A 12102-nucleotide genomic window follows, 5' to 3' on the forward strand; every position below is an offset into this window, starting at 1 on the left:
GCCGCCCATTCTTCGTCCGTCTCCACCATGTCCCTTTCCGCGTCCCGCGCCCGTACGGTTTTTCGCGCCTGCGTTGTCAACGCCGTCAGGGACAGCGAGGCCCTGATGGAGGCGCTGGTGACTGGTACGCGCGAAGCGCTCACGGCGCAGGAGTCTTCCACCCGCGACCTTCACAAGCGTACCCAGATCAGCGATGCCTTGCGCCTGCTCAAGCAGCACGAGGCGTCGTTGCCCAAGGCCTACCCCATGGCCTTGCTGGAGATTTTTGCCGAAGGCCCCTCGGCCGCGAAGACGAGGGCCGGGCAGCCCGGCGGAATGGACCTGGGCGAGCTCGCCCTCATGGACGATGCCGACGTGCTGGTCCAGGTGGAGCTGTCGCGGGCGCAGCAGATCGCCGCTCTGGCGACAGAGGCAACGCTGGCGGAACTCAACACGCTCGTCAGTTCGGCGCAGGGCCTGCACAGCGTGCAACCCGAGAGCAACCCTTTCCGCCCCGAGAACTACATCCGCGCGCTGCAGCAAGTGGTGAGCGATACCGGTGTAAGTGGGGAAGTGCGGCAGCTGTGGATGAGCCAGATGCGCGAACTGCTGGGCATGCAACTGGTAAGCGCCTATAAGCGCGCCGCCCAGAGCCTGCGCGAGCATGGCGTCGAGCCCGTGGGCTATGCGGTGGCGGGAGCCCCGGGTGTGCGTAGCAGTCATGGTGGTGGATATGCCCACAGTTCCCAGATGGGCGTGGGCTACGCGCCGCCCTCGGCCTATGGTGCGCCGGCCAGCGAATATGGTGCCGCGAGCGCCTATGGCCAAGGTTACGGGGCAGGCTGGGGAGGCGCCTCGGGCAACGTGGCCTTGGCGCCGCAGGCCGAAGAAGCGCTGCTGACGGTGGGTATCCTGCGCCAGATGCTGGCCGGTGGTGGTGACCCTTTCGCCTACGATGCACGCGGCGGCTATACGGCAGCTACTCCGGCCAACGCGTACGTCACGCCGGCCGCGGTGGAAGCAATGGAAGACATTGCGCAGCTGGAACGCATCGTGGGCCGTCTGTCGGGAGGGGCTGCGGTCCCGGTGACGGGCTGGAACGGCACCTCTGCACATGCGCCGGTGGCGGCATCCCCCACGCGGACGGCGCATGAGGTCGTGAGCCGCATGATGGACAACATTGCGCAGGATTCGCGGCTGCTGCCTCCCATGCAGCGTGCCGTGCAAAGCCTGGAGCCCGCGCTGAAGGAGTTGGTGCAGCACGACACGCGGTTCTTCACGGATGAGCAGCACCCCGCCCGGCGCCTGCTGGACGAGTTGACCCAGCGCAGCCTGGCATTCAACGCCGAGGATGGGCCCGCCTTCAGCCGCTTCATGCGGCTGGTGAACGAAGCCGTAGGCCACCTGGCTTCCATTGAGATCCGGGATGCCGCACCGTTCGCCCAAGTGCTCAAGGCGCTGGAAAAGGCCTGGACCGCGCAGGAGCGTCGCCAGCTTGAGCGCCATGAAGCGCAGCAGCGCGAACTGCTCCAGCGGGAGCAGCGGGAATTGCTGGCCGAGAAGATTGCCGCCGACTTCCGCCGCCTGCCCGATGCGGACAAGGTGCCGGCCGACCTGCTGGCCTTCGTGACCGGCCCGTGGGCGGATGTGGTGGCGCAGGCGCAAAGCTGCCAGCCCCAAGAAACCGGCGGAGACCCCGGAGGCTACCTGGCGTTGGTGCCGCTGCTGCTGTGCTGCGCGCAGCCCGAGCAGTTGCGCTCGGACCCGGAGCGCCTGGGCCAGGCCATTGCCGACATGGTGCCGGTGTTGGTGCGTGGGCTGGAGAGCATTGACCACCCGATCGAGCGTATTGCCGAAGTGACGCAGCGCTTGGCGCAGCTTCAGGGTGAAGCGCTGAACTACGCAGCCGCGAGCGTCTTCGGCGACACGCCGGCGGAAGAGGTCAGCCCTGAAACCCGCGCTGACGATGTGCTGTCTTCCGATACGGCCGCCGCGGCGGACCCGTCGATGGCCGGAGCAGTGGCTCAGCCCGCATTGCGCATCGGCCAGTGGGTGGAAATCATCACCAACCAGCGTGCGGTGCGAACCCAGCTCACCTGGTGTAGCCCGCACAACACGCTGTTTTTGTTCACCGGAGCCGACGCGAGCACGCAGTCCATGACGCGGCGCATGATCGACAAACTGTCCTCTGACGGGGCATTCCGCCTGATTTCCGACCAGCCGGTGGTGGACCGCGCTTTGCGCGCCGTGCGCACCAAGCCGGCCAAGCTGCGTTAGGGCGCTCCGCCGGTCGCGGGGACTGCCGTTCAGCCTGCCGCGCGTGGCAGGCGCCGGCGCACCAGTTGGATGTGGTTGCGCAGGGCGTAGAGCTCGTCGGCATAGGACAGTGGCACGCTCACTTTTTCCACCTGCGCCTCCATGCGGTCCAGCCGTTCGCGCAGCGCGTCGGGGGTGGCCTCTCCTCGTTCCATGTCGTCTTCGATGTCGCGCAGATGCCCATACCAGCGGAACACGCGCGAGCGCACGCGGAACTGGTACAGCGGCGGCACCACGCGCGATAGCGGCAGCATGATGGCAATCAAGATACCCAGTACCAGCCACATGCGCTCGACGAGGTTGGCGATCCAGAATGGCAGATAGCGCTGCATCAGCGGCGCCGGCTCGTTGATGGCGCGCTCGCCCTCCTTGGCAATGGGCAGTTCCGCGTGCCGGGTGCTGGGGAATTCGCGCGCACGGTTGAACCAGCCCGCATTGCCATGGATGCCCTGCGCGCTCTGGGCAAATAATTGCAGCAGGGCGGGGTGGGTGCCTTCACGCGCCAGCAGGGATGTGGTGGATGCCACCAACCGTACGTCGCGCGGGGGTACGTTGGCCGCCAGGTCCACCACGCCGCGTGGCAGCACTACCGGCGTGAGGAACGGAAAACGGCGGCTGTAGGCCTCGTTTTGCGGGAAGTGCATGAGCTGCACGCCGGGCGTTTGCAGCAGCATCTGCACCATCAATGACTCGGGGGCGGAGGCAAACACCAGGGCGTCCAACCGCCCCGCCAGGAACGCCACCGTGGCGGGCGTCTGCTCCAGACGGGTGAGCGTGAGGGCATCCAGCGGAATGTGGTTGGCGTCCAGCAGGCGCTCCATGAGCGTTGGCACGCCGCTGCCGGGCGAGCCGACGTTCACGCGCAGCCCGCGCAGCTGGTGCAGCCCCTCCAGCCGGGCCGATCGGTGGATGCGGCGCGCCACATCGCCGCGGTAGAACAGCCAGATGGGCTCCACGAAGAGGCTGCCCAGCGAGACCAGCTCATCACTGTCCTCGGGACGCAACTCACCCGTGCCACCTTGCACGAAGGCGAGGTCGGCGTGGCCATCGCGCAGCAACTGCAGGTTGGATGACGAACCATCGCTGGGCAGCAAGACCACGTTGATCCCGCTTGCCGCCAGTGCGTCACGATAGCGCTGGCCGAAGGCCTCGTAGGCGCTCTGCGCGGGGCCGGTGGCCAGCGTCACCGTGCGCGGCGGCGTGGGGTTGAGCCACCAATAGGCCAGTAGCACCAGGCCCGCGCCCAGTAGCGCCAGCGGCCCGGCAGACACCAACAGGTCGCGCAGCGACAGCAGCGCCATGCGCAGGCGGCGTGACATCTGTCCCATGGTTAGCTCCCGGCAGCCAGATCGGCATGGCACGGAAGTGCCAGGCCCTCGGCCGTGCGCAGGGTGCGCGCGGCGAGCACGGCGCGCACGGTGGCGCGGGCCACCGCCTCGGCCGCCATCGTGGCCAACACCATCATGCCGGGGTGGTGCGGCACGTGGCCCGTCGCCAGCGTGAACAGCGTATCTCCGTCGCTCATGGTGTGCACGGGGTTGATGCTGCGGGCCAGGCCGTCGTGGCCGGCAACGGCCAGTCGCTGAGCCTGAACCTTGGTCAGCCGCGCGTCGGTGGCGATCACGCCGATCGTGGTGTTGCTGCCGGCCAGCAGGGGATGAGGGGGCTCGCCGCGCAGCAGCGCGTGCCGTGTATCGCGCAGCGTCAGCCCGTCGGCAGCGCGGGCGCCCGCCAGTGGGCGCCCGGTGTCCGGGTCGACCACGTCGCCCACGGCGTTGCAGGCAATGAGCGCACCCACCGTGACGCCCGCGACGGTGACCGAGGCTGTGCCCACGCCGCCCTTCATGGCGTGCTGCAGGCCGAACATCTTGCCCACCACGGCGCCAGCGCCGGCGCCTACGTTGCCCTCGGCTGGCGGCTCGCATGTGGCGGCGGCGCAGGCCGCATAGCCGGCCGCCGCATCGGGACGCACCTTCATGTCGCCCACGTGCAGGTCGAACAGCACGGCCGCTGGCACCAGTGGCAGGCGGCCCACGCCCACGTCCAGCCCTACGCCGTGCTCCTCCAGCCAGCGCACGGCCCCCGTGGCGGCCTCCAGCCCCCAGGCGCTGCCACCCGCCAGCATGATGGCGTGCACCTGCTCCACCAGGTTGCCCGGGGCCAGCAGGTCGGTCTCGCGCGTGCCGGGGGCGGCGCCGCGCACATCCACGCCTGCCACGGCACCCTCGCGCGCAATCACCACGCTGCAACCGGTGGGGCGGCGTGGGTCGGTGAAGTGGCCGACCTCGATGCCGGCAACGTCGGTGATGGCGCCGCAGGCGCTGTGCAGGGAGCAAGCTTGCATGGGCGCCGATTATGGTGCCGCGCCGGCACCTGTCCCCGCGTCTTGCGGGGTGCTCTCAAAGCCGTGCGCGGCGCAGCCGCAGGGCATTCGTGATCACCGAGGCCGAACTCAGGCTCATGGCCAGCGCCGCGATCATCGGCGACAGCAGCCAGCCCGTGAATGGGTAGAGCAGCCCGGCGGCCAGCGGCACGCCCAGCGCGTTGTAGACGAAGGCAAAGCCCAGGTTTTGGCGCATGTTGGCCACCGTGGCCTGCGACAGTGCGCGCGCCGTGGCGATGCCGCGTAGGTCGCCCTTGACCAGGGTGAGCTGGGCGCTGTTCATGGCCACGTCCGTGCCGGTTCCCATGGCGATGCCCACGTCGGCGCGCGCCAGTGCCGGCGCGTCGTTGATGCCGTCGCCGGCCATGGCCACGGTGCGTCCCTCGGCCTGCAGGCGTTCGACCAGGGCCAGCTTATCGGCGGGCAATACCTCGCCGTGCACCTCGTCGATGCCCAGGCGCCGTCCCACGGCACCTGCCGTGGTCAGCCCGTCGCCGGTGGCCATGATGATGCGCAGGCCGGCCGCATGCAGGGCGGCCAGCGCGTCGGGCGTGCTGGCCTTGATGGGGTCGGAGACAGCCAGCAGGCCCGCCAGTTGCCCATCCACGGCCAGGAACATCACACTGGCGCCTTCGCCGCGCAGTGCCTCGGCGGCCTGCGCCAGTGGTCCCGTATTCACGCTGGACTGCTGCATCAGCACTGTGTTACCCAGCGCCAAGGTGCGGCCCGCGATCCGGCCGCGCACGCCGATGCCCGAGGCCGAGTCGAACTGCTCGGCCGCGTCCAGCGCCAGCCCCTGCTGGCGTGCCGCGGCGACGATGGCCGCCGCTAGCGGATGCTCGCTGCCCTGGTCCAGGCTGGCGGCCAGGCGCAGCACCTCTGCCTCGCCCCAGCCGGGCGCGGCCACGGTGCGCTCAAAGCGCGGCCGGCCCTCGGTCAGGGTGCCGGTCTTGTCCACGATCAACGTGTCCACGCGGCACATATGTTCGATGGCGGCCGCATCGCGGAACAGCACGCCCTGCGTGGCGCCGCGCCCCGTGGCCACCATGATGGACATCGGCGTAGCCAGGCCCAGCGCGCAGGGGCAGGCGATGATGAGAACCGCCACAGCGTTGATCAGGCCGTAGACCCACCTGGGCTCGGGCCCGAACAGTCCCCAGCCCAGCAGCGTGAGCACAGACACGCCGACCACGGCCAATACGAACCAGCCCGCAACGCGGTCGGCCATGCGCTGCATGGGCGCGCGCGACCGCTGGGCCTGCGCCACCAGTTGCACGATCTGCGACAGCATCGTGGCCGCACCCACGAGTTCGGAGCGCATGACCAGCGCCCCGCTGGTGTTGAGCGTGGCGCCGATCAGCTTGTCGCCCGTGCGCTTGCTCACTGGCAGCGGCTCGCCCGTGAGCATGGACTCGTCCACGGCGCTGCTGCCTTCGACGACCACGCCGTCCACCGGCACCTTCTCGCCGGGGCGCACGCGCAGCAGGTCGCCCACATGCACATGGGCCAGCGGCACGTCCTCCTCGCTGCCGTCGGCCGCGATGCGGCGCGCGGTCTTGGGCGCCAGGCCCAGCAGCGACTGGATGGCGGCCGAGGTCTGCGAGCGCGCCTTGAGCTCCAGCATCTGGCCCAGCAGCGTCAGCGAAATGATGACCGCGGCCGCCTCGAAGTACACGCCCACGCGGCCCATGGACTGGAATGAGGCCGGGAACACGCCCGGCGCCACGGTGGCCACCACGCTGTAGAGGAAGGCCGCGCCCGTGCCCAGACTGATCAGAGTCCACATGTTGGGGCTGCGCTGCACCACGGATTGCCAGCCGCGCACGAAGAACGGTGCGCCGGCCCACAGCACGATGGGCAGCGTCAGCACCAGCTCCACCCCGCTTTGCGTGGCCATGCCGACCCAACCCAGCCGGTGCCCGGCCATGGCCAGCGTGGTGACGACCATGGTGAGCGGCAGCGTCCACCAGAAGCGGCGCGAGAAGTCGCGCAGTTCGGGGTTGTCATCGGCTGCGTCCAGGCTGGGCAGTACCGGCTCCAGCGCCATGCCGCACTTGGGGCAGTGGCCGGGGCCGCTCTGTCGCACCTGCGGGTGCATGGGGCAGGTATAGACCGTGTCGGCGGTTGGTGGGGCGGGTGGAGCGGCCGATGGCCGGGGCACGTGGGGGCTGTGGTGTAGGTGCTGCCCGTGTGGGGCAGCTGCGGGCGGCGTGCTGTGGGAATGCATGAGGGCTCCTTGGTGCGGTACGAGGCCGGGCAACTGCCGCCCGGTCCGTGGGGCGTCAGCGCAATGGTTCGATATGGGTGACGACGAATACGCCCTTCACCCGTTCGGCCCGAAAGCGCACCTTGTCGCCGGGCTTGAAGGTGGCCGCCTGTGCCGGGTCGAGCAACGTGAACACCATGGTCATGGGCGGCATGGCAAGGTTCTTGAGCTCGCCGTGGCGCAGCGTGATCTTGCCGCTGCGTGCATCCCAACGCGTGACTTCACCCTCGCTGAGATCCTGCGTGCTGTCGCCGGACGCGGCGGGCGTTTCGGTGTGATGGGCGTCGTGGTCCGAGCCCTGGGCATGTGCCCAGCTGCCGGGCAGGCCCAGCAGTGCCAGAGCGGCCACGGGTGCGAGGGCGATGCGCGGCGCGCGCGCTGGCAGGGTGTGCGATGGCATGGCGTGGCCTTTCATGGTGTGCATCAACGGTAGCTGGTGAATACGCGCGTGGAGACGTCGCTGTTCATCAGGTTCTTGGTGACCAGCAGCACGTCGTACGGGTCCTTGCGGCCGTTGTACTCGGGCCCGTCCATGCCGGGGCTGCCCACCGGCATGCCCGGGACGGTGAGGCCCAGGGCCTTGGGTTTGTCCTGGAGCAGCTTGCGCACGTCGGCAGCGGGCACATGGCCTTCGAGCAGGTAGCCGCCCACCAGCGCGGTGTGGCACGAGCCCAGGCGCGTGGGCAGGCCGAGCTTGGCGCGTACGGCGGCGTTGCCCGTTTCGTGCACGGTGACCGTGAAGCCGTTGGCCTGCATGTGGCTCACCCAATCCTTGCAGCAGCCGCAGTTGGGGTCTTTCCAGACCTCCACGGCAGTCTGCGGGGCGGCGGCACGGGCCAGGGCGGGCAGGGCAGCGCCGGCCAAGCCGGTGGCGAGGGCCGTCATCCATTGGCGGCGGGTGGGTTGCGTGATTCGCATGGTGGACTCCTGATGATGCGGGTGGTGGTGTTGTTCAGGGCGTGACGGTGAAGGTGCCGCGCATGCCTGCTTCGTAGTGGCCGGGGATCAGGCAGGCGAAGTCGAAGCGGCCGGGCCGGTTGAAGTGCCAGACCAGGTCTTCCTTGGCGCGCGGGGCCACGTGGGCCATGTGGGGTTCGGCATGCTCCATGTCGGGGTACTGGCGCATCATGGCCGCATGCTGGTCCAGCGTGCCCTGTGTGCCCAGCACCACCTCATGCATGACCTGGCCCTTGTTCTCCACGCGCAGGCGCACGGTCTCGCCTTGCTTGACGGTGAAGTGCGAGGGGGTAAAGCGCATGTCGTCTGTCATGCGCAAGGTGATGGTGCGTTTTGCGCCCTTGGCCTCTCCCGCAATCCCCCATTCTTGCTGCTGCGGGGCGACGGTAGGGTGGCTGTTGTGCATGTTCTCATGGCTAAAACTGGCTGAAGCGCCCGCCAGTAAAGCGCAAGCAGCTATGAATTTGATAGATTTCATGGGTTTCTCCGAGAGTTCAGTGGTGTTCGTGGCTGGCACCCGGCTTGCGCACGCTGGGGGCGCCGGGGGCCCGGCCGGGCGGGGTCGGGCGCGGGGCAGTGGCGTCCAAGGGCGCACCGGCCCATTCGTGCGCCACCGTGCCCGCCGGGTGCTGGTACCAGCCCGGGTCGCGCCAGTCCTGGGCGGCCAGGCCCTGGCGGACCTTCAGGGTCGTGAACATGCCGCCCATCTCCAGCGGGCCGAAGGGGCCGGTGCCGGTCATCATGGGATAGGTGTTGTCGGGCAGCGGCATTTCCATCGCGCCCATGTCGGCCATGCCGCGCTCGCCCATGACCATGTAGTCGGGAATGATCTTCTGGATCTTCCCGACCAGGCCGCGATGGTCCACGCCGATCATGGTGGGCACGCCGTGGCCCATGGCGCCCATGGTGTGGTGGCTCTTGTGGCAATGCAGCGCCCAGTCGCCGGGCTCGTCGGCGATGAACTCCAGCTGCCGCATCTGGCCCACGGCCACGTCGGTGGTCACCTCGGGCCAGCGCGCGGCCTTCGGGGTCGGCCCGCCGTCGGTGCCCGTGATCTCGAACTCATGCCCATGGATGTGGATGGGGTGGTTGGTCATGGTCAGGTTGCCCACGCGGATGCGCACGCGGTCGCCCTGTCGTGCCACCAGCGGGTCGATGGCGGGGAACACCCGGCTGTTGAAGGTCCAGATGTTGAAGTCGGTCATGGTGTTGACCTTGGGCGTGAGGCTCCCCGGCTCCACGTCGTAGGCGCTGAGCAGGAAGGCGTAGTCACGTTGCACCTCCGCGATCAGGGGGTGGCGCGCCTTCGGGTGCGTGATCCACAGGCCCATCATGCCCATGGCCAGCTGCACCATTTCGTCCGCATGCGGGTGGTACATGAAGGTGCCGGGGCGGCGCGCCGTGAACTCGTACACAAAGGTCTTGCCCGCGGGGATGTGCGGCTGGGTAAGCCCGGCCACCCCGTCCATGCCGCTCGGCAAGCGCTGGCCGTGCCAGTGCACGCTGGTGTGCTCGGGCAGGCGGTTGGTGACGAAGATGCGCACGCGGTCGCCTTCCACCACCTCGATGGTCGGGCCCGGGCTCTGGCCGTTGTAGCCCCACATGTTGACCATGAAGCCGGGCGCCACCTCGCGCACTACCGGCTCGGCCACCAGGTGGAATTCCTTGACGCCGGCGTTCATGCGCCATGGCAGCGTCCAGCCGTTGAGCGTGACCACGGGCTGGTAGGGCCGGCCGCCGGACGGGGTTAGCGGCGCGGCCGTGGCGGCAGAGGATTGCGAGGGCGCCTCGGGCAGCGCGGCCAAGGCCACGCGGCTCACCGATGCGGCGGAGGCTGCGACCACGGCCGTGGCGGCGCCGGAGAAGAAATGGCGGCGCTGCATGTCAGTGGCCTTCCGAAGGGGCGTTGGGGGTGGTGGGAGCGGACGGCAGGCCGGTGGGCGCGCCGGGCGATGTGCCCGTGAGAGCCAGTTGCAGGTCGGTCTGGGCGAGCCAGAAGTCGCGCTGCGCCTCGGTGGCGGCAGCCACGGCCTGGCTGGCGCGGCGCGCCTCGGCCAGCAGCTCCCACACGCTGATGAACATGCCGTTGTAGCGCAGCACGGCCTCGTCCTGCATGAAACGCGCCAGCGGCAAAGCCTCGGCCTGCTGCTGGTGCGCCAGGTCCCAGGCGGTGCGGTAGCGCAGCCAGTGGCTGCGTGCCTCGCTGCGCGCGCGGATGGCGGCATCCTGCAGTTGCGCGGCGCTGTGCTGCAACTCGGCCCGCGCGCGGCCCGTGGCAGCTCCGCCCCAGTCGAACAGCGGCAGAGGCAGCTCTACCTCCCAGCCGCGTGTGGTCTCGCGGTGGCCGGAGGCGCGCTCGGTCGCAGTGTTGCGGCTGTAGCTCAGGCCGATGTCGCCGAACACGGATCCAACACCGGCCCAGCCGCTGCGGTCGGCGGTGGTGTCCAGGTCGCGGCGCAGCGCGCGCAGGTCCAGCCGCTCGCGCAGGGCCGTGGCTTCGGCGTCGTCGCCGCCGCGCAGTGCATCCGCCGCGGGCAAGGCAGGGAGCGCATCGGGCAGCGTGAAGTCGGCCTGCGCGCCCCACAGCCCCATCAGCCGCGCCAGTTGCTCGCGCTCCAGCGCGGCATTCAGCCGCGCGCGGGCCAGCTGTGCTGCCGCGTCCTGTGTGATGGCGATTTCGCGTGCCTGCTGCAGCCGGCTGAAGTTGCCCACGCGCGCCATGCGCCGCGCCAGCTCGCCACCGGCCTCGGCCGCCTCGTGCATGCGTTCGCGCGCGGCCAGCACCTGCCGGGCGGCCACGGCGCGCAGCCAGGCGCGGCGTGTGTCCGCGGCCAGGCGCAGCACATCCTGTGCGGCGGCCAGCGTGGCCTGCTCCATCTGCCAGCCTTGCCAACGCGTGCGCCAGGGCAGGGTGATCACGTTGACCAGGCTGAAGCCGAGCTGGCGCTCGATCTCGCGCTCATGCCCGCTGGTGAATCGCCCCAGCGTCAGCGTGGGGTTGAACAGGGTCAGCGCCTGTGCGCGCTGCGCATCCTGCGCGGCCAGATTGGCCAGGCGGGCCTGCAGCGCGGGGCTGTTCAAGAGCGCCACGCGCACGGCGGTGTCCGCATCCACGGGAAGGCGCAGCCATTCGGTGATCTGGGCCTGCGCGTCGCTGCGGCTTTGCGCATCGGGCGCGGGCAGTTGCGCGCCGTCGGGCAGGCGGGGCTGGACATGGCTTTGCACGTCGCCGCGCAGCCCATCGGGGGCGACGCTGGCGCAGCCGGCCAACACCAGTGCAGCGGCCAGCGCAGCCAGGGCGAGCGGAGGGCGCCTCATGGCCGGCCTCCGTGGTGGTGTTTCGGGGTGGGCATGCCAGGGCTGGGCGGCGCGGCGCGTGCCTGCTCGGCTTCCCAACGCACGATGTCGGAGTGGCCACCGGGAAAGGCGCCCACGGCGGTGTTGGCGGCCTTCCAGCCGATGTCGGCCTCGGCCACGTCGCCGCTGGGGGGCAGGGGCTGGTGGCGCAAGGGCAGACTGGGGGCCTGTGCCGAGTCGGCGGTGGCGGTCTGCGATGGGGCGGCAGGAACATTGTCAACCTGCGCCCAGGTCGGCGGTGCGATGCCGGCCAGGGCCGCCAGGGCCATCATGGCCGCAGGGCTGGTGGGGTGCGCGAAGCGCATGGGAGTCTCCCGTCAAACATGACACAACCGCGTCCGCGACTCTCGGCTGCGGCCCCGTCGGGGGACATGCAGCCGATTGCGGACGCACTTCGGGCGTCAGTGCTCAGGAGATGGGTGGCTTGATGGCTTGCGCAGCCGTGGCGCTGGCAAAGTGGGTGCCAGGGTGCGGTTGCAACCTGCTGTCGTGCCGTCCATGGAAGGCTGGCGCCCAGACCGGCGCGTAGAAGGCCGAATGGCAGGCGCCGCAGGCCGAACAGCCGGCTGGGTGTTCCGCGTGGACCGCCCCGCCGGTATCGCAGCAGTGCGGCTGTGCTGATGCGCTGGCATGGTCGCCGTCATGACCACCGTGGTCGTGCGTGTCGCTTGCCATAGCGTGGTGGGTAGCGGCTGCCGCGATGGTGGGCTGCGCGGGCGTGGCCGGTGCAACGCCCATGGCCATGGCGTCGCCCAGCAGGCCCCGCAGGACCAGCAGCAGACCCAGGATCATGGCAACGGCGTGGCGCATGCAGCGAATGATACCGGCGCGGTGCAGGAAGTTC

At 69.8% G+C, this 12102-nt stretch carries 11 protein-coding genes; 1 reads left to right on the forward strand and 10 read right to left on the reverse strand.

Features of this window, described 5'->3' with window-relative positions; translation table 11 throughout:
- Positions 1–27 precede the first annotated feature (27 nt).
- The gene (locus K2L43_RS07290) at positions 28–2256 is read left to right on the forward strand and encodes a DUF1631 family protein (protein ID WP_220638758.1); all 2229 of its coding nucleotides are present in this window, start codon (positions 28–30) and stop codon (positions 2254–2256) included.
- A gap of 29 nt (positions 2257–2285) precedes the next feature.
- Here K2L43_RS07290 and K2L43_RS07295 read toward each other — a convergent pair whose 3' ends face one another.
- The 10 genes from K2L43_RS07295 to K2L43_RS07340 all read right to left on the reverse strand — a co-directional run bounded on the left by K2L43_RS07295 (position 2286) and on the right by K2L43_RS07340 (position 12068).
- Entirely contained in the window at positions 2286–3623 is a 1338-nt protein-coding gene (locus K2L43_RS07295) for a TAXI family TRAP transporter solute-binding subunit (protein WP_047351132.1), read from the reverse strand.
- Positions 3624–3625: 2 nt separating this feature from the next.
- Positions 3626–4639: a P1 family peptidase gene (locus K2L43_RS07300; protein ID WP_011805800.1), complete on the reverse strand. Its 1014-nt coding sequence runs from the start codon at positions 4637–4639 to the stop codon at positions 3626–3628.
- 55 nt (positions 4640–4694) lie between these two features.
- Positions 4695–6905, reverse strand: coding sequence for a copper-translocating P-type ATPase (locus K2L43_RS07305; protein WP_220638759.1), 2211 nt, complete (start codon positions 6903–6905; stop codon positions 4695–4697).
- 55 nt (positions 6906–6960) lie between these two features.
- Complete coding sequence (locus K2L43_RS07310) at positions 6961–7344, reverse strand: copper-binding protein (RefSeq protein ID WP_255580543.1); 384 nt, start codon at positions 7342–7344, stop codon at positions 6961–6963.
- 23 nt (positions 7345–7367) lie between these two features.
- Positions 7368–7829, reverse strand: coding sequence for a DUF411 domain-containing protein (locus tag K2L43_RS07315; RefSeq protein ID WP_220638977.1), 462 nt, complete (start codon positions 7827–7829; stop codon positions 7368–7370).
- Positions 7830–7896: 67 nt separating this feature from the next.
- Positions 7897–8379, reverse strand: coding sequence for a plastocyanin/azurin family copper-binding protein (locus K2L43_RS07320; protein WP_220638761.1), 483 nt, complete (start codon positions 8377–8379; stop codon positions 7897–7899).
- A 16-nt stretch (positions 8380–8395) separates the two neighbouring features.
- On the reverse strand, positions 8396–9784 hold the full coding sequence (locus K2L43_RS07325; RefSeq protein WP_220638762.1) for a multicopper oxidase family protein: 1389 nt from the start codon (positions 9782–9784) through the stop codon (positions 8396–8398).
- Between the two features lies 1 nt (position 9785).
- A complete protein-coding gene (locus tag K2L43_RS07330; RefSeq protein WP_220638763.1) occupies positions 9786–11219 on the reverse strand; it encodes a TolC family protein in 1434 nt (477 codons plus the stop codon).
- Positions 11216–11563 carry a hypothetical protein gene (locus K2L43_RS07335; RefSeq protein ID WP_220638764.1) on the reverse strand — a complete coding sequence of 116 codons (348 nt, stop codon included), beginning with the start codon at positions 11561–11563 and terminating at the stop codon, positions 11216–11218. The genes K2L43_RS07330 and K2L43_RS07335 overlap by 4 nt, the downstream gene beginning before the upstream one ends.
- Positions 11564–11666: 103 nt before the next feature.
- Positions 11667–12068, reverse strand: coding sequence for a hypothetical protein (locus K2L43_RS07340; RefSeq protein WP_015912855.1), 402 nt, complete (start codon positions 12066–12068; stop codon positions 11667–11669).
- Positions 12069–12102: the final 34 nt, after the last annotated feature.

The sequence above is a fragment of the Diaphorobacter sp. MNS-0 genome, assembly GCF_019602835.1.
GTDB classification, from domain to species: Bacteria; Pseudomonadota; Gammaproteobacteria; order Burkholderiales; family Burkholderiaceae_C; genus Diaphorobacter; species Diaphorobacter nitroreducens.